Here is a 22096-nt window from a genome sequence, read left to right on the forward strand (position 1 = left end):
GGGCTTACTTTTGCGTACCGTCATCGTGCTGCAAGTTGGCCTGGGTGATATTCGCCCCGCTCGGTACGCTGCGGGTCAGCCACACGTTGCCGCCGATGGTCGAGCCCTTGCCGATGGTGATGCGCCCCAGGATCGTCGCCCCGGCGTAGATCACCACGTCATCCTCGACAATCGGGTGGCGTGGATGGCCTTTTTGCAACTGCCCGTCTTCATCCGCCGGGAAGCGTTTGGCGCCTAGGGTCACAGCCTGGTAGATACGCACGCGCTCGCCGATGATCGCGGTTTCGCCGATGACCACGCCGGTCCCGTGGTCGATAAAAAAGCTCGGGCCAATCTGCGCGCCGGGATGGATGTCGATGCCAGTGGCCGAATGGGCGATTTCCGCACTGATGCGCGCCAACAGCGGCAACCCAGCGCGGTACAGGTGATGCGCCAGGCGATGGTGAATCACCGCAAAGATGCCGGGGTAGCACAGCAGCACTTCGTCCACGCTGCGCGCGGCCGGGTCGCCGTGGTAGGCGGCCAGCACGTCGGTGTCCAGCAGGCTGCGCAGGGACGGCAAGGCCAGGGCAAAGTCCTGGATCAGGCGGATGGCATGGGCGTCTACCGCGCTGTCATCCTGGCCGCTTTGGCGGGCGGCGTAACGCAGTTCCAGGCGGGCCTGGGCCAGCAGGGCATTGAGCGCCACGTCGAGGGTATGGCCGACGTAGAAGTCTTCACTTTCCTCGCGCAAGTCCACCGGCCCCAGGCGCATCGGGAACAGCGCGCCGCACAGTGATTCAAGGATCTGCGCCACCGCTTCGCGCGACGGCAACTCGCGCCCGCCATGCTCGCCGCTCAGGCGGCCATTGCGCGTTCGCCACTGGTCCCGGGCGCCGCGCAACTGGCTGACGATGGTCTGTAACTGCCAATGACTGGAACGCTCACTCACGGTATTCACTCCTGACGAAATGGCCATCACTTTACGGTATGCAGGCGGGCCGCCCTTAAGAACCAATGGTGTGATGCTAAGAACCATCGAGCATAAGCAGATTGGCGGTTGCCCGATGAAAAGTGCCTGCCTATAGTCGCCCCATCACTTAGCCACCGTGCGCAGTCATGATCAAACAACAGCTCGACCGCTTTAACCGCCTGGAACTGCTGGGCGGCGCCACCGCCCTGGAAAAACTCGAACGGCTGTCGGCCTGGCTGGGCCGCGACATCTACGTCAAGCGCGATGACACCACGCCCCTGGCGATGGGCGGCAACAAGCTGCGCAAGCTCGAATACCTCGCCGCCGATGCCATCGCCCAAGGCGCCGACACCCTGGTGACGGCCGGCGCGATCCAGTCCAATCACGTGCGCCAGACCGCTGCACTGGCCGCCAAGCTCGGCCTCGGTTGCGTCGCCCTGCTGGAAAACCCCACCGGCACCGAAGACCCCAACTACCTGGGCAACGGCAACCGCCTGTTGCTGGAGTTGTTCGACGCCAAGGTCGAGCTGGTCGAAAACCTCGACAACGCCGACGAGCAACTGCACGCCCTCGCCGAGCGCCTGCGCAGCAACGGCAAGAAGCCGTACCTGGTGCCCATCGGCGGCTCCAACGCCCTCGGCGCCCTCGGTTACGTGCGCGCCGGCCTGGAGCTGGCCGCGCAGATCGAAGACAGCGGGATCGAATTCGCCGCCGTGGTCCTGGCCTCCGGCAGCGCCGGCACCCACAGCGGCCTGGCCCTGGCCTTGAGCGAAACGTTGCCGGATTTGCCGGTGATTGGCGTCACCGTCTCGCGCACCGACGAAGCCCAGCGCCCGAAAGTCGAAGGCCTGGCCGAACGCACCGCCGAGCTGCTCGGCGTGGCGATTCCCGAGGCGTTCAAGGTGATCCTCTGGGACGAATACTTCGGCCCGCGCTATGGCGAGCCGAATGCCGGCACCCTGGCGGCGATCAAGCTGCTGGCCAGCCAGGAAGGCTTGCTGCTGGACCCGGTCTACACTGGCAAGGCCATGGCCGGGTTGTTGGATGGTATCGGGCGTCAGCGGTTTGAGGATGGGCCGATCATTTTCCTGCATACCGGTGGGGCGCCGGCGTTGTTTGCCTATGGCGCCGCATTTAGCTGAAGGAACAGGGATCAACATGTGGGAGCTGGCTTGTCGGGCCGCCGCATCGCTGCGATAGCGGCGGGTCAGCTTGCTCATCTGTAACTGATAGACCGCCATCGCAGGCAAGCCAGCTCCCACATTAGATCGCCTCATATTCTTTAATGGAATATGAAATTAGTTTTATATTATTTTCAAGTCTTAAAAACCGGCTTTATCATCGCGCCGTAGGCGAAGACGCGCTACGCGCTTTAAGGCAGGATACGACTACTGCGTCACCTGCTTCGCTCATCACAAAAACACAGGGGCTCTTCATGACTATTTCCGTATTCCGTCGCACGTTGCTGGTGGGCACTTTGGGCCTGGCACTCGGCGCTGGCCTGATCGGCCAAGCCGTTGCCGGCGAACAGCTGGACAACATCAAAAAAGCCGGCGAAATCAAGATCGGCCTGGAAGGCACCTACCCACCGTTCAGCTTTGTCGATGAAAGCGGCAAGCTCAGCGGCTTCGAAGTAGAGCTGTCCGAAGCCCTGGCCAAGGAGCTGGGCGTCAAGGTCAAGCTGCAAGCCACACCGTGGGACGGCATCCTCGCCGCCCTGGAATCCAAGCGCCTGGACGCTGTGGTCAACCAAGTGACCATCTCTGAAGAGCGCAAGAAGAAGTACGACTTCTCCAAGCCGTACACCGTTTCCGGCATTCAAGCGCTGACCCTGGCGAAAAACGTCGACACCATCAAGACCGCCGACGACCTGGCCGGCAAGAAAGTCGGTGTGGGCCTGGGCACCAACTACGAACAATGGCTCAAGGACAACCAGCCTAAAGCCATCATCAAGACTTACAACGACGACCCAACCAAGTTCCAGGACCTGCGCATCGGCCGCACCGACGCCATCCTGATCGACCGTCTGGCCGCCCTCGAATATGCCAAGAAAGCCACCGACACCGCCGCTGCCGGCGCTGCGTTCTCGCGCCAGGAAGCCGGTGTTGCCCTGCGCAAAGGCGAGCCTGAACTGCTCGACGCGGTGAACAAGGCCCTCGACAAGCTGCGCGCCGACGGCACCTTGAAGAAGCTGTCCGAGAAGTACTTCGCCGCTGACGTCACTCAATAATGGAAGCAGGTTTCCAACTCGCGCTGGACTCCGCGCCCTTTCTGCTCAAGGGCGCGTATTACACGGTGATTCTCAGCCTCGGCGGGATGTTCTTCGGTTTGCTGCTGGGCTTCGGCCTGGCCTTGATGCGTTTATCGCGCTTCAAGCTGTTGAGCTGGACCGCCCGAGTCTACGTGTCGTTCTTTCGCGGCACGCCCTTGCTGGTGCAGCTGTTTTTGATCTACTACGGCTTGCCGCAAGTGGGCATCGAGCTGGATCCGATCCCGGCCGCCATGATCGGCTTCTCGCTGAACATGGCCGCCTACGCCTGTGAAATCCTGCGCGCCGCCATCGCCTCCATCGAGCGCGGCCAGTGGGAAGCCGCGGCCAGTATCGGCATGACCCGCGCGCAAACCCTGCGCCGGGCCATCCTGCCGCAGGCCATGCGCACCGCATTGCCGCCACTGGGCAACAGCTTTATTTCGCTGGTCAAGGACACGGCGCTGGCCGCCACCATCCAGGTGCCCGAGCTGTTCCGCCAAGCGCAACTGGTCTCGGCACGCACCTTTGAAATCTTCACCATGTACCTGTCCGCCGCCCTGATCTACTGGATTCTGGCGAGCATCCTGGCGCATTTGCAAAATCGTCTGGAAGACCGGGTCAACCGGCATGACCTGGAGTCTTGATCGATGATCGTGGTTGAACAACTGACCAAACAATTCAAGGGCCAGGTGGTGCTCAACGGCATCGACCTGGAGGTCAAGGAAGGCGAAGTCATCGCCATCATCGGCCCCAGCGGTTCCGGCAAGACCACCTTTCTGCGCTGCCTGAATTTCCTCGAACAACCCACCAGCGGCCGGATCAAGGTGGGTGACATCGAGATCGACACCAGCAGGCCGATCAACCAGCAACAAGGCCTGGTGCGGCGCTTGCGCCAGCACGTGGGTTTTGTGTTTCAGAACTTCAACCTGTTCCCCCACCGCACCGCGCTGGAAAACGTCATCGAAGGCCCGATCGTGGTCAAGAAGATGCCACGCGAAGCGGCGACCGCCCTCGGGCGCAAGCTGCTGGAACGGGTCGGCTTGGCGGGCAAGGAAGACGCCTACCCGCGACGCCTCTCGGGCGGCCAGCAACAGCGCGTGGCGATTGCCCGGGCGCTGGCCATGGAGCCGGAAGTGATCCTGTTCGACGAACCCACCTCGGCCCTCGACCCGGAACTGGTTGGCGAAGTGCTGGCGACCATCCGCAGCCTGGCCGAAGAAAACCGCACCATGGTCATCGTCACCCACGAGATGAGCTTTGCGCGGGACGTGGCCAACCGGGTGATCTTTTTCGACAAGGGCGTGATCGTCGAGCAAGGCGAAGCCAAGGCGTTGTTTGCCAACCCCAAGGAAGAACGCACAAAGCAGTTCCTGAGCAAATTCCTCGCGCACTGACCCCCCTTCGCAAGTGAGCTTCAATGTGGCGAGGGAGCTTGCTCCCGCTGGGCTGCGAAGCGGCCCCAAGATTTTTGGGAGCGCTGCGCACTCCAGCGGGAGCAAGCTCCCTCGCCACAGCTGTTCCTACACAAAGTCCTCGCAACAACAGGTAAACCGTCGCTACATCCCCACCTGAATCTCCCCGCGCCAGTCAGACCCTTCTGAATCTCCCCCAACCCGCCGTTTAGCCCTTTGCCGCCATTGACGCCTCTCGGCCAACCCTCTTATCTAGCGCCCTGAGGATTGGATCCTATCCCGGCTACTCACTGAATCGTTCTTTCCAGCCCCTGCCCGCACCCGCGCAAAGGGCCGGAACGATTGCTGCTGGCTGCATCAAGGAGATTACTTATGACGCACACCCTGCTCACCGCGCCGACCCTGCCACAGGCCCTGCGAAACGGCATCAACGCCTTGGCTGCCGCACAACTGCAGGTCGATATCGCACCCTATCCCCACATGGATGAAGGCGACCTGATCGAGCTGTTCTGGAACAACTGCTTTGCCGCCTCGCGCCGGGTGACCGCCTGCAAGGTCGGCACACCCACGCACCTGCGTGTGCCGGAAAGCTTTGTGCAGGATGGCCCGGCCCAGGTGCATTATCAGGTCATGCAAGTCGGCCACGCCGCCGCACGCTCGGCCGTGACACGGGTGCGGGTGAAGACCAACTACCCGGGCGGTCAGCCCTCTGCCCTGTACTGCGACGAAAACCTGAACCTCGCCCCCGCCAGCCTGCCCGAGACCATTCGCCGCTACGGCGTCAACGCCAACCAGGTGCGGCGCGGCGTCCCCCTGACGATCGAGCCCTACCTGAACATGACCCGCGGCGACGCCATCACCCTGCGCTGGGGCGATGTGCGCCTGGACCTGCCGAAGATCCAGGCCAGGGACATCGGCCTGCCTGTGCGGGTGTGGGTGCCTTCGGCGGTGATTGTCGAAGCCGGCGACGACAGCCGCCTGGAGGTCACGTACTGCATCCTCGATCATGTCGGCAACAATTCACGCTGGGCACCAACACGCACTTTGCGCATCGCCGCCGGGGTGCCGACCCGCCCGGCCGGGACGGCGCTGATCTATCAGCCGCGCCCCATCGGCTCGCCCTGCGAACCTGGGTGACGGACCTTCTATGCTTATTCCAAAAATCACGTTTATTTAAATATTTAACACGCTTAGGGTATATGCACCGGACCACCGGACATCTTTGATTTTTCTGTTTTCATTTCATTGAATGCGAGGTCGGTATGGTCAGAATTACCCCGGTGCACAACGCCAGGGCATTACGTGCAGCCAAGGAGCGGCGCTGATGTCTAACTTGGCTCAAACACCCCCCCAGAGTGATCTGGACGTCGCCCCCCTGCTGTTGCCAGCCACCGTGCTGCGCAACGACGCAGAGGCGCTGAACGCTGCCCATGCGTTGGCCCAGGCCGCACGCCTGCAAGCCGCCCAGCGCGATCAGCAACGCAAACTGCCATGGGCACAGCTCGAACAGTTCACCCGCAGTGGCCTGGGCAGCATTTCCATTCCCCGTGAATACGGCGGCCCGCAGGTGTCCTTCGTGACCCTGGCCGACGTATTCGCCATCATCAGCGCGGCCGACCCGGCCCTCGGCCAGATCCCGCAGAACCATTTCGGCATTCTGCACCTGGTGCAGGGCGCGGCCACCGAACGCCAGAAAAAGCAGTTGTTCCAGAGCGTCCTCGACGGCTGGCGCATCGGCAATGGCGGCCCGGAACGCGGCACCAAGAACACCCTGGAACTTAAGGCGCGCATCACCGCCAAGGGCGACGGCTATGTAATCAGCGGCCAGAAGTTCTACTCCACCGGCGCGCTGTTCGCCCACTGGGTGGCGGTCAAGGCGCTCAACGACGACGGCAAGCAGGTCATGGCGTTTGTGCGCCGTGGCACTGAAGGGCTGCGCATCGTTGACGATTGGTCGGGCTTCGGCCAGCGCACCACCGCCAGCGGCACGGTATTGCTGGACCAGGTACCGGTGGACGCCGAGCTGGTGGTAGAAAACTGGCGCATCGGCGAAACCCCGAACATCCAGGGCGCCGTCTCGCAGCTGATCCAGGCCGCCATCGACGCCGGCATCGCCCGTGGCGCCCTCGACGACACCATCGCCTTCGTCCGCGAACGCTCGCGCCCGTGGATCGACGCCAAGGTCGAACGCGCCAGCGATGACCTGTATGTGATCGCCGACATCGGCAAGCTGAAGATCGAACTGCACGCCGCCGAAGCGCTGCTGCGCAAGGCCGGCCAAGTGCTGGACCAGGTCAGCGCCGCGCCAATCACCGCGCAATCCGCCGCCCGTGCCTCGATTGCCGTGGCCGAAGCGAAAGTGCTGACCACCGAAGTGTCGCTGCTGGTCAGCGAAAAGCTCTTCGAACTGGCCGGCAGCCGCGCCACCCTCGCCGAGTTCAACCTCGACCGCCACTGGCGCAACGCCCGGGTGCACACCCTGCACGACCCGGTGCGCTGGAAGTATCACGCCATCGGCGCCTACCGATTGAACGGCACGTTGCCGGCTCGTCACTCCTGGATTTAACCGACCAGAACACTTCCTCTACAAGCTTCTGGAGCACATATGACTTTCTCTGCAAACGTCGCGGTTATCACCAGCGATGAACAAGCCCTTGTTGTCGCCAGCGACCTGGCCGAAGACTTCCGCCGCGACAGCGCCCAGCGCGACCGCGAACGCCGCCTGCCCTTGCCCGAACTGGACGTGTTTTCCCGCTCCGGGCTGTGGGGCATCAGCGTGCCAAAAGAGTACGGCGGCGCAGGCGTATCCAACGTCACCCTGGCCAAGGTCATCGCGCTGATTGCCCAGGCGGATGCTTCCCTGGGCCAGATCCCACAAAACCATTTCTACGCCCTCGAAGTGCTGCGCGTGAACGGCACGCCAGCGCAGCAACAACGCCTGTACGCCGAGGTATTGGCCGGCCAGCGTTTCGGCAACGCCCTGGCCGAACTGGGCACCAAGACCGCCCACGACCGCGTCACCTCGATCACCCGCGACGGCGATGGTTTTCGCATCAGCGGCCGCAAGTTCTATTCCACCGGCGCGATCTACGCCCAACGCATCCCCACTTCGGTGGTAGACGAACACGGCGTGCAGCAACTGGCCTTCGTCCCGCGTGACAGCGACGGCCTGACAGTGATCGACGACTGGAGCGGCTTCGGCCAACGCACCACCGGCAGCGGTTCGGTGGTGTTCGACAACGTGTGGGTCGCCGCCGCCGACGTGATCCCGTTCCAGAGCGCCTTCGAACGCCCGACCACCGTCGGCCCGCTGGCGCAGATCCTGCACGCCGCCATCGACACCGGCATCGCCCGCGCCGCCTTTGAGGATGCGCTGCACTTCGTGCGCACCAAGACCCGCCCGTGGATCGATTCCGGCAACGACAAAGCCAGCGAAGACCCGTTGACCCTGAAAAGCTTCGGCCACCTGAGCATCCGTCTGCACGCCGCCGAGGCTTTACTTGAGCGCGCCGGTGAATTCCTCGACCGCGCCCAGGCCGACAGCACCGCCGACACCGTCGCCGCCGCCTCGATTGCGGTAGCCGAAGTGCGCGCCTTGAGCACCGAGATTTCCCTGGCCGCTGGCAGCACGCTGTTTGAACTGGCCGGCAGCCAGGCGACCCTGGCCGAACACGGCCTCGACCGCCACTGGCGCAACGCCCGCGTGCACACCCTGCACGACCCGGTGCGCTGGAAGTACCACGCGGTGGGCAATTACTACCTCAACGATGCAAACCCGCCGCTGCGGGGGACCATCTGATGGCCAAGAAAAAAATCCTGCTCAATGCCTTCAACATGAACTGCATCGGGCATATCAACCACGGTATGTGGACGCACCCACGGGACACGTCCACCCAGTACAAGACCATCGAATACTGGACCGAGCTGGCGCAAATCCTCGAGCGCGGGCTGTTCGACGGGCTGTTCATCGCCGATATCGTCGGCGTGTACGACGTCTACCAAAACTCCATCGACGTACCGCTCAAAGAGTCGATCCAACTGCCGGTAAATGACCCGTTGCTGTTGGTCTCGGCGATGGCGGCGGTGACGAAAAACCTCGGCTTCGGCCTCACCGCCAACCTCACCTACGAGCCGCCGTACCTGTTCGCGCGGCGCATGTCCACGCTGGACCACCTGAGCCGTGGCCGCGTCGGCTGGAACATCGTCACCGGCTACCTCGACAGCGCCGCCAAGGCCATGGGCCTCACCGAGCAAGTCGAGCACGACCGCCGCTACGACCAGGCCGACGAGTACCTGGAGGTGCTCTACAAACTCTGGGAAGGCAGCTGGGAAGACGACGCCGTGCTCAACGACGCGCAGGCGCGGGTGTATGCCCAGCCGGGCAAGGTGCACAAGGTCGAGCACCACGGCGAGTTCTATCAGGTGGAGGGTTATCACCTGTGCGAGCCGTCGCCGCAGCGTACGCCGGTGCTGTTCCAGGCCGGCAGTTCGGATCGCGGTTTGCTGTTCGCCGGGCGGCATGCCGAGTGCGTGTTTATCAGTGGGCAAAACAAGGCCGCGACCAAGATCCAGGTGGACAAGGTGCGCGCCAGCGCCGTCGAAGCTGGGCGCAACCCGGATGACATCAAGGTGTTCATGGGCCTCAACGTCATCGTCGGCGCCACCGAAGAGGCGGCCTGGGCCAAGCACGCCGAGTACCTCAGCTATGCCAGCGCGGAAGCCGGCGTGGCGCACTTCTCGGCGTCCACGGCGATTGATTTCTCGCAATACGAACTGGATGAACCGATCCAGTACGTGAAGAGCAACGCGATCCAGTCGGCCACCAAGAACCTGCAAAACAACGACTGGACCCGACGCAAATTGCTGGAGCAACACGCGCTGGGCGGGCGCTATATCACCCTGGTGGGCTCGCCCGAGCAGGTGGCGGATGAATTGGAGTCGTGGATCAGCGAGACCGGGTTGGATGGGTTCAACCTGACGCGCATTGTCACGCCGGAAAGCTATGTGGATTTCATTGAACTGGTGGTGCCGGAGTTGCAGAAGCGTGGGTCGTACAAGACCGCTTATGAGACTGGAACACTAAGGGAAAAAGTTTTCCACAACACCGCGCGCCTGCCTGAGCAACACACCGGATCTACCTACCGACACTGAATTAAAAATGTGAACAGCTCCCACAGGGGATCTCCATTGTTTGTATCACTACCTTATGACTGGAAAACCATTATGAAAAAAACACTGCTCGCCCACCCAGTCAAAGCACTGGCCCTGGCCCTTGGCCTGTTCAGCTCGGCGGTGTTCGCCAACGACGCGCCGCTGAAAGTCGGCACCACCGCCGCCTTCGCCATCCCCCTGGAAGCCGCCGTGGCCGAAGCCGGCAAGCAAGGCCTGAAAGTCGAGCTGGTGGAGTTCACCGACTGGATCGCGCCCAACGTCAGCCTGGCCGCCGGCGACATCGACGTGAACTACTTCCAGCACATCCCGTTCCTGGAAAACGCCAAGGCCGCCGCCGGTTTTGACCTGGTGCCGTACGCGCCGGGGATCATCAACAACGTCGGCCTGTACTCGAAGAAATTCAAAAGCATCAACGACCTGCCCCAAGGCGCCAGCGTGGCCATCGCCAACGACCCGATCAACAGCGGGCGCGGCCTGCAATTGCTGGCCAAGGCGGGGCTGATCACCCTCAAGCCGGGCGTGGGCTACAAGGCCACCGAAGAAGACATCGTCAGCAACCCGAAGAAGATCAAGATCCTGCAAGTCGAGGCCGTGCAACTGGTGCGCGCCTATGACGACGCCGATCTGGTGCAGGGCTACCCGGCCTATATCCGCCTGTCCAAGACCTTCGATGCCGAGTCGGCGCTGCTGTTCGACGGCCTCGACCACCCGGAATACGTGATCCAGTTCGTCACCCAGCCCAAGGGCACCACCGACCCGCGCGTGATCAAGTTCGTCGATATCTACCAGCACTCGCCGGTGGTGCGCGCTGCGTTGGACAAGTCCCTGGGCAAGCTCTACCAAGTCGGCTGGGAAACTAAAAAATGACCGCCGCCCACTCCCAACTGCGCGACCTGGGCACACCGCCCAGGGACGCCGAGCAGACCGAACTGCACCCGGACCTTAACCGCGCCCATGTGCGCTTTATCAACCTGGGCAAGAGCTACGACGGCAAGGTGCATGCCCTGCAAGGCATCGACCTGGCGATCCAGCGCGGTGAGGTGTTCGGCATCATCGGCCGCAGCGGCGCCGGCAAATCCTCGTTGATCCGCACCATCAACCGCCTGGAACAACCCAGCAGCGGGCGGGTGCTGATCGATCAGGTGGACATCGGCGACTACGACGAAGACCGCCTGGTGGCGCTGCGTCGGCGTATCGGCATGATCTTCCAGCACTTCAATTTGATGTCGGCCAAGACCGTGTGGCAGAACGTCGAGCTGCCACTGAAAGTGGCCGGCGTGCCCAAGCTCCAACGCGAACAGAAGGTGCGCGAGCTGCTGGATTTGGTGGGCTTGCAGGACAAGCACAAGTCCTACCCGGCGCAGTTGTCCGGCGGGCAGAAACAGCGCGTGGGCATCGCCCGCTCGCTGGTGCACGACCCCGAGATTTTGCTGTGCGACGAGGCCACCTCGGCCCTCGACCCGGAGACCACCCAGTCGATCCTCGGCCTGCTGCGCGAGATCAACCGGCGCCTGGGCCTGACCATCGTGCTGATCACCCACGAGATGGCGGTGATCCGCGAGATCTGCGACCGCGTGGTGGTGCTGGAGCACGGCCACATCGTCGAGCAAGGCCCGGTGTGGCAGGTGTTTGGCGACCCGCAACATGAAGTCAGCAAAACCCTCCTGGCGCCGCTGCAACACGGCTTGCCGGAGGAACTGCTAAGCCGTCTGCAGGCCACTTCGACGTCGGCCGACGCGGCCGTGGTGCTGCGCTTGCAGTTCACCGGCAGTGATGCCGACGAGCCGGACCTGGCCGCGCTGTTCAGCGCCCTCGGCGGGCGTGTGCGCTTGCTGCAAGGCGGTGTGGAACGCATCCAGGGCCATGCCTTGGGGCAATTGCTGCTGGCGGTGAGTGGTTCGCCTCACAGCGCCGATGAATTGCGCAAGCGCGCCGGCAATTGGGCACAACAGGCGGAGGTGCTGGGCTATGTGGTTTGATCGTTTATTGCAGGGCGCCATCGACACCTTGTTGATGGTCGGCGTGTCATCGCTGATCGCGTTGCTGGTGGGGATTCCGCTGGCGGTGTTTTTGGTGACCAGCGACAAGGGCGGCATCTACCAGGCACCGGCGTTGAACCGCGTGCTGGGGGCGTTCGTCAATCTGTTCCGCTCGATTCCGTTCTTGATCCTGATGGTGGCGTTGATCCCGTTCACCCGGCTGATCGTCGGCACCACCTATGGCGTGTGGGCCGCGGTGGTACCGCTGACCATCGCCGCCACGCCGTTCTTTGCGCGGATTGCCGAGGTGAGCTTGCGCGAGGTCGATCATGGCTTGATCGAAGCCGCCCAGGCCATGGGCTGCCGGCGCTGGCACATCATCTGGCACGTGCTGTTGCCGGAAGCGCTGCCGGGGATTGTCGGCGGGTTCACCATCACCCTGGTGACGATGATCAACTCCTCGGCCATGGCCGGGGCCATTGGCGCCGGTGGTTTGGGCGACATTGCCTATCGCTACGGCTATCAGCGTTTTGACACGCAGATCATGCTGACGGTGATTGTGCTGCTGGTGGTGCTGGTGGCGTTCATCCAGCTCGGCGGCGATCGGTTGGCGCGGGTGCTGAACAAGCGCTGAGGTATAGTCAGGGCATCTCCGCACCCGGTATTGCCCACCATGGCCCTCAAGCCCGACGACCTCGACCAGATCACCTCCACCACCCTCGGCCACTACAACCAAGTGGCCGAGGATTTCCGTGCAGGCACCCGCGACCACGATGTGAGCCAGAACATCGACGCGCTGCTGCGCCATATCCAGGGCTCGGCGCCGTTTACCGTGCTGGATTTCGGCTGCGGCCCGGGACGCGACTTGCAGACCTTCACGCGCATGGGGCATACCGCCGTGGGCCTGGACGGCTCTGAGCGTTTTGCACAGATGGCGCGGGAAGACAGCGGGTGTGAGGTGTTGCAACAGGATTTCCTCAAGCTGGACCTGCCGGCTGAACGCTTCGACGGGATCTTTGCCAATGCCGTGCTGTTTCATATCCCCAAGCAGGAACTGCCGCGTGTGCTCAAGCAGCTGCATGGCGCGTTGAAGGCCGGGGGCGTGTTGTTCAGCTCCAACCCTCGGGGTGAGAACCAGGAGGGTTGGAATGGGCCGCGGTATGGGTCGTATCACGACCTTGAGGCGTGGCAGGCATTGCTGAGCGAGGCTGGGTTTGTGGAGTTGGAGCATTACTATCGACCGGCGGGGTTGCCGAGAGAGCAGCAGCCCTGGTTGGCCAGTGTGTGGCGCAAGTTGTAGAGGTGGGTTGACTGGACCGGCCTCATCGCAGGCAAGCCAGCTCCCACAGTTGACCAAGTTGTCGATTTGGAATGCGTTCACCTGTGGGAGCTGGCTTGCCTGCGATAGCTATTTCACCTGATACACCAAAGGTTTTTCACCCACCACCAACGCTGTAACGCTGCGCGCGCCATACCCCTCTCTTGGGACCGCAGCAAAATTCGCCACCAACCGCGTGCCATCGGCAAAGGTGGTTTCCTGCACCAACCGATCCACCGTCAGCCACCGAAACCCAGTCATGGCCTGCGTCGCCAACCGCTGGTGCAACGGCCGGAAAAACCGGTCCTGGCGCGCAATCAGCGGCAACCGCTGCTTAACCGTCGCAGCACTCAAGTGGTAGAGCGGCGGCACGTTGTAGAGCAGCTGCGTCAGCTCATTCTCGACCCGCACATTACTCAGCTTGAGGCTGTCGAACAGCCAATGGTGGGTGGTGATCACCGAACCATGGAACACCGTCTGATACAGCGGCAGGCGCATGCTCGGCTCGAAATGCACGGTGCGAAACGGTTCTTGTAGCGGCACCGGTTTGAAAAACACCGTCGGTTGCTCCGGCGGGTACCAGTTGCCGACGTAATGGGGCGATTGCTTGTCTTGGGTCATCGCGGGATCACCCCAGCCAATCACCGGCGTCTGCATGCCATGGGCGAACAGAATGCCCTGGGCGGTGATCGCGTTGCCGTCCTCGGAACCGGTCGGCAACTGGCGCGCGGCGTTCAGCCAGCGCGATGCGTCGATATTGCCAGCCGCATTTTGCGCCTGGGTCATTGGCGCGCCGTCGCGATAGCTGTCGAAGACCATGCCTGTGGCGTAGGCATCGAGGAACCAGGCGTTGAAGCCGGCCTTGGCTTGCACCGCTTGCGCCCGCGCCTCCAACAACGGCCGCACACAACGTGGGTCGGTGTAGTGGCCCGACTGCTGGAAACCGGTTTTCAGCTTGCCGGTTTTCAACACAATCGCACAGTCACGGTAGGCCCGGCTGCCCAGGTGAGCGGTGGTCCAGTCGGGGTTTTCGCTGGCGGACAAGGCGGTTTCATAGGAGTCGTAGGGCGCCATCAGGAAACCGGCGTCCACTCCGGTACGAATCGCCTCGGGGTGCCAGAGGCCGCCTTCCCAGCCTTCGCCCAGGGTGACCAGCAAGCGTGGGAGACCTGCACGGCTCAATGCTTGGATCGTCTGGCTGCCCCACGTGCCCGGGGTGTCGCGCAGCGCCCCGGCAAACTCGATGGCCAGTTCACTGCGGAGTTCGCCATAGCGCGCAGCGAGGCGCGTCATGTCGGGCTCGTCTACCTGCCAGCTTTGCCGGGCTTTTTTGTTGATCGCCGCGTTGAGGCCACGGAGCAACACCGTCTGTTCGTAGCGATTCAGCGGTGCGGTCTGTGCCAAGACGTTCGTTGCTTCCTTGTCCAGCAGACCCTTGAGTTCATGGGCGCGCAGACGCTTGAGCAGCAGCGGCCAGTCCTGCACATCATCCAGGGCCAGCAGGTCATTGCCCCACAGATAGACGTGGCTGGCCCCCAGCAATTTCCCGCCCTCGGGTGTCTGTTGCAGCTTATCCGCAAGCGGCTCATAACGGCCCTGTTCAACCAGCCATTGGCGATAGCGCTTGGCACTTGCCAAGGGATCGGCATCGCCCAAATGCAGCATCAGGGTCATGGGTGCAGCGGGATCAAGCGCCGTGAACTCATGGGCCACTGACAAAGCCATGTCGTCCTGCCAGCGCAAGCGGTTGTTGTAGGGGTTGGTCAGCAGCCAGTTCAGGGTGAAGCCGCCGTGGTCCATGCCCCACAACGGCAGGCTGAGGTCCTGGGTGGTGTTGATGTCGCCCTGCTCCAGCAGGAAGGCTTTCCAGACGGCATTGTCGGCGGGCACGTAATGCCCTTCGGCCAATGGCCAGATCAAGCCCTTGCCAACGGCGCTGGCGGGTTGTTGAAGGATCGGCAATTCACCCGGCTCGCGTGCGGTGATGGCAAGCGTCAAGTCGCGTTGCGCAAGGCTGGCCGTCACACGGAATGCTCCCCACTGCCAACTGGCCTGTCGGGTGTCCTGCGCGAGTTCGCTGACTGCACGCGCCGCAACACCACTGGAGGCCTGCACCGGCGCCTGGCCGCTGGGCGTTACGCGGATGGCGAGGGTGGCGGGGTCGAGTTCGACACGCCACAGCGGGTTTTCGAGGACGGTGCTGGCCAGGGCCAGCGGGGAGATGAGGAATGTGCAGAGCAGTAAAAGATGACGATGCCAGTTCATAGCGTTCGACCGGGCGGGGTGGAGGTCGGGAGGGTAGAACACTCTGCTGCCTGACAGGGCAGTGATAGATGTTTCGGGAGGTTTCCCACAGACCCTCAGCCCTGTGGAGATCCAACTGTGGGAGCGGGCTTGCCCGCGATTGCGGTGGGTCAGCCACTAAATTGTTGACTGACAGACTGCTATCGCGGGCAAGCCCGCTCCCACATTTTTGACCTCATTCGGCCTTTTGTTCCGGCTTTGGTTCGCGGATCTTGTACCAGGCCACATACAGCGCCGGCAGGAACAACAACGTCAACAGCGTGGCAATGATGATCCCGCCAATCATCGCGTACGCCATCGGCCCCCAGAACACTTCACGGGCGATGGGGATCATGCCCAGGCTCGCCGCCGCGGCGGTCAGCAGGATCGGGCGGCGGCGGTGTTCGGTGGCTTGCACCACCGCGTCCCACGGTGAATAACCGGCCACTTCGTACTCGTCGATCTGCGTCACCAGGATCACCGAGTTGCGGATGATGATGCCGATCAGCGCGAGGATGCCGAGGATCGCCACAAAGCCCATGGGCGTGCCCGTGGGGATCAGCGCCAGGACCACGCCGATCAGCCCCAGCGGCGCGACGCTGGCCACCAGGAACATCTTCTGCACGCTGTGCAACTGGATCATCAGGAACGTCGCCATCAGGAACAACATCAACGGCACCACGCTGGCAATCGGGCCCTGGGCCTTGCCGCTTTCTTCCACGGTGCCGCCAGTGGCGACCTTGTAGCCCACCGGCAAATCGGCGTTGAATTTGTCGATGGTCGGCGCCAGCTGTTTCACCAGATCCGTCGGCTGCATCTCATCGCGCACCGACGCCTTGATCGTGATGGTCGGCTTGCGGTCGCGCCGCCAGACCAGCGGCTGTTCCAACTCATAGCGCACCGTAGCGAACGCCAGCAGCGGGATCGACGTGCCGTTGGGCGTAACGATCTGCAAGTTCTGCAAGGTTTCCGGCGTGCCGCGCTCGGCGTCTTCGGCGCGGCCGACCACGTTGATCAGGTAGATATCGTCATGCACCTGGGTCACCGAGGCGCCGCTGACCACGCTGTTCATCAACTGTGCGACGTCTTCCGACGACAACCCCAGTTGCCGCGCCTTGTCCTGGGCGATGTCCACCCGCAGCACTTTGCCGGGTTCGTTCCAGTCGTAGATGATCTCGCCCAGGTGGGTGTTCTGGTCGAGCAGCGTGGCCAGTTCGATCGCGTGTTTGCGCACCTGGTCGATGTCCTTGCCGGACACGCGGTACTGGATCGGCCGCCCCACCGGCGGGCCCATTTCCAGCGGTTGCACAAAGCTGCCGATACCGACGAAGTCATCGCGCAGGCGCTTCTGCAGGCGTTTTATCAACTCACCGCGTTCTTCCAGGCCCTTGCTGACGATCACCAGTTGCGCGTAGTAGGGGTTTTCCAGTTGCTGGTCCAGCGGCAGGTAGAAACGGATCGCGCCCTGGCCGATGTACGTGCTCCAGCGCGCAATGTCCGGGTCGTCCTTGATGATCGCTTCAAGGCGGTCCACGGCCTTGCGCGTCTCGTTGATCGAGGCGTTTTGCGGCAGGTTCAGGTCCACCAGGATTTCCGGGCGATCCGACGACGGGAAGAACTGGTTCTGCACGAACTGCATGGAAAACACCGACGCCACAAACAGCGCCACGGTGATGCCGATGGCCCACCAGCGGTTGCGCATGGCCCAGAGCATGCCGCCGTTGAACGCGCGACCAATCCGCCCAGGCTCGGCATCGTGGGGTTTGACCTTGGCGCTGAGGATATGCACGCCAATCACCGGTGCAAACAGCACGGCCACCACCCATGACACCAGCATCGCCACGGCGATCACGGCAAACAGGGTGAAGGTGTATTCGCCCGCCGAGCTGGCGTTGAGACCAATCGGCACGAAGCCCGCCACCGTCACCAGCGTGCCGGTGAGCATCGGGAACGCCGTGGACGTATAGGCGTAGGTCGCCGCCTGTTCCTTGGTTTCGCCTTTTTCCAGGCGCGTGATCATCATCTCCACGGTGATCATGGCGTCGTCCACCAACAGGCCGAGGGCGATGATCAACGCGCCCAGCGACACGCGCTGCATGGTGATGCCGCTGTATTCCATGAACACGAACACCAGCGCCAGCACCAACGGGATCGAGCACGCCACCACCAGCCCGGCACGCAGGCCGAGGCTGATAAAACTCACCACCAGCACGATAATCACCGCTTCAAACAGTGCACTGGTGAAGCCGCCGACGGCCTCTTCCACCACTTCCGCCTGGTCAGAGACCTTGTGCACGCCAACGCCCACCGGCAGGTCGGCGGTCAGTTCGTCCATGCGTTCATGCAGGGCCTTGCCGAATGCCTGGATATTGCCGCCCTTCTGCATCGCGATGGCCAAGCCAATCGCCGGCGTGCCGTTGAAACGGAACATCGGCCGCGCCGGGTCGACGTAGCCACGGCTAATCTCGGCGATGTCCGCCAGCCGATAGAAGCGGTCATTGAGCCGCAGGTTGACGTCGGCCAGGTCTTTTTCCGAGGCGAATTGCCCGGACGTGCGCACCGAAATCCGCTCCGGCCCGGCCTCGATCACCCCGGCGGGCGTCACCGCGTTCTGCGATTGCAGGCTTTGCACGACCTGGCGCTGATCGATGCCCAGTGCGGCCAGTTTGCGCGTGGAAAAATTCAGGTAAATCACTTCGTCCTGCTGGCCGATCATCTCGACCTTGCCCAGCCCCGGCACCGAGCGGATCTCGGCGCGCACCTGCTCCACGTAGTCGCGCAACTGGCGCATCGACAGGCCGTCGCCGGTAAACGCGTACACCGAGCCGAACACATCACCGAACTCGTCGTTGAACGACGGCCCCTGCAACCCCTGGGGGAAGCTGCCGCGAATGTCGTCGATCTTCTTGTGCACCAGGTACCAGATGTGGGGGATGTCCTTGGCGCTGGTGGTGTCTTTCAAGAACACGAACACCGTTGACTCACCCGGCCGGGTGTAGCTTTTCACGTAGTCGAGGGAATCCAGCTCTTCGAGTTTTTTCTCGATGCGGTCGGTGACCTGCTTGAGGGTTTCTTCCTGGGTCGCGCCGGGCCAGCGGGTCTGGATCACCATGGTCTTGATGGTGAAGGACGGGTCTTCCTCGCGGCCCAGGTTCATGTAGGAGAACACGCCCATCAGCAGCGCGACGAACATCAGGTACCAGACGAAGGACTGATGCTTGAGGGCCCAGTCGGATAAGTTGAAGCTGCCTTTCATCGCGGGCTGTCCTCGTCGATTTTGACTGTCTGCCCGGGTTTCAGGCTGTTCACGCCGGCAGTGACGATGCGCTCGCCGGGTTTGACGCCGCCGTTGAGCACGGCGCTGCCGGCGTCACGGCTGATGACGGTGATGTCACGCGGTTGCACGGTGCGGCTTTGGGTGTCGAGCAGCCAGATGCGGGTTTTGCCATCGACCTCCTGCAACGCGCTCAGCGGCACTTCGATGCGCGGCGCGATGGCGGTGCTCAGGGTCACGCTGATCGCCGTGCCCAGGCGGAAGGCTGGCGGGGTCTCGGCCAGGGTCAGGCGCGCACGACGGGTGCGCGTGGCGCTTTGGGCCTGGGGTTCGATCTCGCGCACGATGGCGGTGGTGTGCACGCTCGGGTCGAGTTGCCCGGCGACCAGGAACACCACGTCGGGCGGCAGCCGTTCGGCCAGACCAGCCGGCAGGTCGATCACCGCTTCCTTGATGTCCGGGCGGGCCAGGGTCACCACTTGCTGGCCGGCGCTGACCACCTGGCCGGCTTCGGCATTCCAGGCGGTGACGATGCCGGCGTGGTCGGTGCGCAGTTCGGCGTAGTTGAGCTGGTCCTTGGCCTGGTTGACCGCCGCCTGGGCTTGATCCAGGGACGCCTGGGTGGTTTTCAGGTCGGTCTGGGCCACATCCAACTGAGCCTGGGCGCCGACGCCACGGTTGAACAGCTCCTGCTGGCGGCGTGCGTTGGCCTGGGCGTTGATAAATTTCGCCTGCACCTTGGCCAGGTCGCCCTGGGCCGCGCGCAGCTGGTTTTGCTGGTCGGTGGGGTCGAGCACCGCAAGCAAGGCGCCCTGCTCCACTTCGGCGCCGACATCCACGGCACGCCGGGCGATGCGCCCGGGTACGCGGAAACCCAGGTTGCTTTCATAGCGTGCCTGGATCGTGCCGGCGAAGCGGCCGAGGTTGGCCTGGTCTTCGGCTTTCACTTCCATGGACAGCACCGGGCGCACCTGTTCGGGCGGCGCCTCTTCCTTGGAGCAGGCCGCGAGCAACAGGCTGGCGGTGAGCAAAACCGTCAGGCGCTTCATGGCTGGGCTCCTTGTTGGGCAATCTCGACCAGCATGCCCGGGTGGAGCAATTGCCCACCGGCCACCACGACCTTTTCGCCGCCCTTGAGGCCCTCGCTGACGATGACTTTGCCGGTGAGGTAACGCGCCACGCTGACCTTGTGCAACTGCGCCTTGCCGTCGCCGTCGATCAACCACACGGCGGGTTCGTTGAGGTCTTTGGTCAGGGCCGACCAGGGCAGTTCGATGCTCGGTTTGGCCGGGCCATTGGCGGTGGCGCTGACCACCGAGCCCAGCTGCATGCCCTTGGGCAGCGCCTCCAGGGCAATCTTCACCTGTACGGTGCCGGTGTTGGCGGCCACGGCCGGGGTGACTTCGCGGACCTTGCCTTGGGCCTTGATGCTGGGGTTATCCAGCAGGCTCACGGTAATCGGCGCGTCGGGCGGTGGCTCCACCAGCAGCGATTCGTAGACGTTGAACACCGCATCGCGCTCGCCATCCTGGGCCAGGCTGAAGATCGGCACGGTGGCCTGCACCACCTGGCCCACTTCGGCCTGGCGCGCAGTAATCACACCGGGCGCGTCGGCAATCAATGCGGTGTAGCCGAGTTGCTCGCGGGCGTTGGCCAATTGAGCCTGGGCGGCGACCAGGGCGCTTTGGCTGCTGCGCAAGGCCGCCTGAGCGGCGTCGTATTCGCTGCGGCTGGTGTAGCCCTTGGGCAGGAGTTTTTCCTGGCGCACAAAGGCTGCCGCCGTTTGTTTGACACGCGCCTGTTCGGCCACGACCTGGGCCAGGGCGGAATCGACGTTGGTCTGCAAATCCTTGGGGTCGAGCTTGGCCAGCACTTGCTTGGCGCTGACGCGGTCACCCACATCGACCATGCGCTGGATGATCTTGCCGCCGACGCGAAATGACAGATCGGTTTGCACGCGGGCCTGGATGTCGCCGGTGAGAGTCACCGCCGCGGCGAAATCCGCCGGTTGCACGGTCTGCACAAAGACCCGTGAATGCTGCTTGGGCTCGGCCTTTTCCTCACCGCAACCGCTTAGAAGCGTCAGTAGGCCAAGTCCGAAAATACAGGTGCAAATACGACCGCCCATGCAGGCTCCTTTTGCGTGATGCGATAAACCAGATGTGTATGCGACTGTGAGCTTAGTTGAGGGTTCCTAAACTGTATGCAGGCTCCCATACTCCAGCGGTTCCCCCAATGATTGAATGCCCATGCTCAAGACCCTCGCGGTGGCCAATTACCGCTCGATCAATAAATTGGTGGTGCCCCTGGACCGGCTGAACCTGGTGACAGGCCCCAATGGCAGCGGCAAATCCAACCTGTACCGCGCCCTGCGCCTGCTGGCGGAAACCGCCCAAGGCGGGGTGATCAATGCGCTGGCCCGTGAGGGCGGGCTGGACTCGACCTTCTGGGCCGGGCCAGAGACTATCAGCAAGCGTATGCGTGAGGGCGAGGTGCCGATACAAGCCAGCGCGCGCAACAGCACCAAACGCCTGCGGCTCGGGTTCGCCGGCGAAGACTTCAGCTACGCCATCTCCATGGGGCTGCCTTCACCGGGTATCAGCTACTTTTACCTGGACCCCGAGATCAAAAAGGAATGCATCTGGGCCGGCCACCTCTATCGTCCAGCCAGCCTGCTGGTGCAGCGCTCCGGCCCCATGGTACGTGCCCGGGAGGGGCGCGCCTGGGATGTGCTGGCCCAGCACACACCGACCTACCACAGCCTGTTCGATCAGGTCGGCAGCCTGCGTGGCTCGCCGGAGGTACTGATCCTGCGGGAAAACATCCGCGGCTGGCGCTTTTATGATCACTTTCGCAGCGATGTGGACGCGCCCGTGCGCCAGCCGCAACTGGGCACGCGCACGCCGGTGCTGCATCACGATGGGCGCGACCTGGCGGCGGCGTTGCAGACCATCCGTGAGATTGGCGACCCCGAGGCATTGCAGCGCGCGGTCAGCGACGCGTTCCCCGGCGCCCGCCTGAATATCCAGCCGTTGCAGGGTGGGCGCTTTGCAATTGAGTTTTATCAGGAAGGCTTGCTGCGGCCGTTGTCGGCGGCGGAGTTGTCCGACGGCACCTTGCGTTATCTGTTGCTGATCGCGGCGCTGCTGACGCCACGGCCACCGACCATGATGGTGCTTAACGAGCCGGAAACCAGCTTGCACCCGGACCTGTTGCCGGCGTTGGCGCGCTTGATTATCCAGGCGTCCCGGCTGTGCCAGGTGTGGGTGGTGTCCCATGCCAGCCGGTTGATTGCGGCGTTGCAGCAGGATGAAGGGTGCAATTCGATTGTGCTGGAGAAGGTCTTGGGGGAGACGCGGATTGTGGGGCAGGGGATTTTGGATGCGCCGGCTTGGCATTGGCCGGAATAGGGGGTGACTGGGAGGGCCTCATCGCGGGCAAGCCCGCTCCCACAT

General features: G+C 63.1%; 18 protein-coding genes. 13 read left to right on the forward strand and 5 right to left on the reverse strand.

The features are described from left to right. Positions 1-4 precede the first annotated feature (4 nt). The gene (epsC, locus tag ACU688_RS23890; protein WP_448186613.1) at positions 5-931 is read right to left on the reverse strand and encodes a serine O-acetyltransferase EpsC; all 927 of its coding nucleotides are present in this window, start codon (positions 929-931) and stop codon (positions 5-7) included. A gap of 167 nt (positions 932-1098) precedes the next feature. Here epsC and ACU688_RS23895 point away from each other — a divergent pair, with 167 nt between their 5' ends. The 12 genes from ACU688_RS23895 to ACU688_RS23950 all read left to right on the forward strand — a co-directional run bounded on the left by ACU688_RS23895 (position 1099) and on the right by ACU688_RS23950 (position 13066). Further along, on the forward strand, positions 1099-2094 hold the full coding sequence (locus tag ACU688_RS23895) for a D-cysteine desulfhydrase (protein ID WP_448186614.1): 996 nt from the start codon (positions 1099-1101) through the stop codon (positions 2092-2094). A 293-nt stretch (positions 2095-2387) separates the two neighbouring features. After that, a complete protein-coding gene (gene tcyJ, locus ACU688_RS23900; protein WP_207040967.1) occupies positions 2388-3182 on the forward strand; it encodes a cystine ABC transporter substrate-binding protein in 795 nt (264 codons plus the stop codon). Continuing rightward, positions 3182-3847, forward strand: a complete 666-nt coding sequence (gene tcyL, locus ACU688_RS23905) for a cystine ABC transporter permease (RefSeq protein ID WP_003187646.1) — start codon at positions 3182-3184, stop codon at positions 3845-3847. Before tcyJ ends, tcyL begins: the two co-directional genes overlap by 1 nt. A gap of 3 nt (positions 3848-3850) precedes the next feature. After that, positions 3851-4597: an L-cystine ABC transporter ATP-binding protein TcyN gene (gene tcyN, locus ACU688_RS23910; protein WP_448186615.1), complete on the forward strand. Its 747-nt coding sequence runs from the start codon at positions 3851-3853 to the stop codon at positions 4595-4597. A 390-nt stretch (positions 4598-4987) separates the two neighbouring features. Next, on the forward strand, positions 4988-5752 hold the full coding sequence (locus ACU688_RS23915; protein ID WP_448186616.1) for a hypothetical protein: 765 nt from the start codon (positions 4988-4990) through the stop codon (positions 5750-5752). 187 nt (positions 5753-5939) lie between these two features. Then, on the forward strand, positions 5940-7181 hold the full coding sequence (locus tag ACU688_RS23920; RefSeq protein ID WP_448186617.1) for an SfnB family sulfur acquisition oxidoreductase: 1242 nt from the start codon (positions 5940-5942) through the stop codon (positions 7179-7181). A 39-nt stretch (positions 7182-7220) separates the two neighbouring features. After that, positions 7221-8414 (forward strand): SfnB family sulfur acquisition oxidoreductase, encoded by a 1194-nt coding sequence (locus ACU688_RS23925; RefSeq protein WP_448186618.1) that lies wholly within the window; start codon positions 7221-7223, stop codon positions 8412-8414. Then, entirely contained in the window at positions 8414-9766 is a 1353-nt protein-coding gene (locus ACU688_RS23930; RefSeq protein ID WP_448186619.1) for an LLM class flavin-dependent oxidoreductase, read from the forward strand. Before ACU688_RS23925 ends, ACU688_RS23930 begins: the two co-directional genes overlap by 1 nt. Positions 9767-9838: 72 nt before the next feature. Beyond that, positions 9839-10654 carry a MetQ/NlpA family ABC transporter substrate-binding protein gene (locus ACU688_RS23935; RefSeq protein WP_448186620.1) on the forward strand — a complete coding sequence of 272 codons (816 nt, stop codon included), beginning with the start codon at positions 9839-9841 and terminating at the stop codon, positions 10652-10654. Further along, a complete protein-coding gene (locus ACU688_RS23940; protein WP_448186621.1) occupies positions 10651-11766 on the forward strand; it encodes a methionine ABC transporter ATP-binding protein in 1116 nt (371 codons plus the stop codon). Before ACU688_RS23935 ends, ACU688_RS23940 begins: the two co-directional genes overlap by 4 nt. Beyond that, positions 11756-12400: a methionine ABC transporter permease gene (locus ACU688_RS23945; protein WP_017736886.1), complete on the forward strand. Its 645-nt coding sequence runs from the start codon at positions 11756-11758 to the stop codon at positions 12398-12400. The genes ACU688_RS23940 and ACU688_RS23945 overlap by 11 nt, the downstream gene beginning before the upstream one ends. A 39-nt stretch (positions 12401-12439) precedes the next feature. Then, positions 12440-13066, forward strand: a complete 627-nt coding sequence (locus ACU688_RS23950; protein WP_448186622.1) for a class I SAM-dependent methyltransferase — start codon at positions 12440-12442, stop codon at positions 13064-13066. A gap of 108 nt (positions 13067-13174) precedes the next feature. On the opposite strand, the gene ACU688_RS23955 is transcribed toward ACU688_RS23950, so the two are convergent. The 4 genes from ACU688_RS23955 to ACU688_RS23970 form a co-directional block, all read right to left on the reverse strand. Further along, on the reverse strand, positions 13175-15349 hold the full coding sequence (locus ACU688_RS23955; RefSeq protein ID WP_448186623.1) for a glycoside hydrolase: 2175 nt from the start codon (positions 15347-15349) through the stop codon (positions 13175-13177). A 214-nt stretch (positions 15350-15563) separates the two neighbouring features. Continuing rightward, complete coding sequence (locus ACU688_RS23960; protein ID WP_448186624.1) at positions 15564-18623, reverse strand: efflux RND transporter permease subunit; 3060 nt, start codon at positions 18621-18623, stop codon at positions 15564-15566. Then, complete coding sequence (locus ACU688_RS23965) at positions 18620-19690, reverse strand: efflux RND transporter periplasmic adaptor subunit (RefSeq protein ID WP_448186625.1); 1071 nt, start codon at positions 19688-19690, stop codon at positions 18620-18622. Before ACU688_RS23965 ends, ACU688_RS23960 begins: the two co-directional genes overlap by 4 nt. Continuing rightward, positions 19687-20769, reverse strand: coding sequence for an efflux RND transporter periplasmic adaptor subunit (locus ACU688_RS23970; protein ID WP_448186626.1), 1083 nt, complete (start codon positions 20767-20769; stop codon positions 19687-19689). Before ACU688_RS23970 ends, ACU688_RS23965 begins: the two co-directional genes overlap by 4 nt. 121 nt (positions 20770-20890) lie before the next feature. On the opposite strand from ACU688_RS23970, the gene ACU688_RS23975 reads away from it, so the two are divergent. Further along, a complete protein-coding gene (locus ACU688_RS23975) occupies positions 20891-22051 on the forward strand; it encodes an AAA family ATPase (protein WP_448186627.1) in 1161 nt (386 codons plus the stop codon). The last annotated feature ends 45 nt before the right edge of the window (positions 22052-22096 follow it).

It is taken from the genome of Pseudomonas acericola (SeqCode) (genome assembly GCF_053456465.1).

Coding starts and splice junctions, on each gene's coding strand:
- ACU688_RS23895 (WP_448186614.1), top strand. CDS start 1,099: ATGATCAAACAACAGCTCGACCGCTTTAACCGCCTGGAACTGCTGGGC.
- tcyJ (WP_207040967.1), top strand. CDS start 2,388: ATGACTATTTCCGTATTCCGTCGCACGTTGCTGGTGGGCACTTTGGGC.
- tcyL (WP_003187646.1), top strand. CDS start 3,182: ATGGAAGCAGGTTTCCAACTCGCGCTGGACTCCGCGCCCTTTCTGCTC.
- tcyN (WP_448186615.1), top strand. CDS start 3,851: ATGATCGTGGTTGAACAACTGACCAAACAATTCAAGGGCCAGGTGGTG.
- ACU688_RS23915 (WP_448186616.1), top strand. CDS start 4,988: ATGACGCACACCCTGCTCACCGCGCCGACCCTGCCACAGGCCCTGCGA.
- ACU688_RS23920 (WP_448186617.1), top strand. CDS start 5,940: ATGTCTAACTTGGCTCAAACACCCCCCCAGAGTGATCTGGACGTCGCC.
- ACU688_RS23925 (WP_448186618.1), top strand. CDS start 7,221: ATGACTTTCTCTGCAAACGTCGCGGTTATCACCAGCGATGAACAAGCC.
- ACU688_RS23930 (WP_448186619.1), top strand. CDS start 8,414: ATGGCCAAGAAAAAAATCCTGCTCAATGCCTTCAACATGAACTGCATC.
- ACU688_RS23935 (WP_448186620.1), top strand. CDS start 9,839: ATGAAAAAAACACTGCTCGCCCACCCAGTCAAAGCACTGGCCCTGGCC.
- ACU688_RS23940 (WP_448186621.1), top strand. CDS start 10,651: ATGACCGCCGCCCACTCCCAACTGCGCGACCTGGGCACACCGCCCAGG.
- ACU688_RS23945 (WP_017736886.1), top strand. CDS start 11,756: ATGTGGTTTGATCGTTTATTGCAGGGCGCCATCGACACCTTGTTGATG.
- ACU688_RS23950 (WP_448186622.1), top strand. CDS start 12,440: ATGGCCCTCAAGCCCGACGACCTCGACCAGATCACCTCCACCACCCTC.
- ACU688_RS23955 (WP_448186623.1), bottom strand. CDS start 15,349: ATGAACTGGCATCGTCATCTTTTACTGCTCTGCACATTCCTCATCTCC.
- ACU688_RS23960 (WP_448186624.1), bottom strand. CDS start 18,623: ATGAAAGGCAGCTTCAACTTATCCGACTGGGCCCTCAAGCATCAGTCC.
- ACU688_RS23965 (WP_448186625.1), bottom strand. CDS start 19,690: ATGAAGCGCCTGACGGTTTTGCTCACCGCCAGCCTGTTGCTCGCGGCC.
- ACU688_RS23970 (WP_448186626.1), bottom strand. CDS start 20,769: ATGGGCGGTCGTATTTGCACCTGTATTTTCGGACTTGGCCTACTGACG.
- ACU688_RS23975 (WP_448186627.1), top strand. CDS start 20,891: ATGCTCAAGACCCTCGCGGTGGCCAATTACCGCTCGATCAATAAATTG.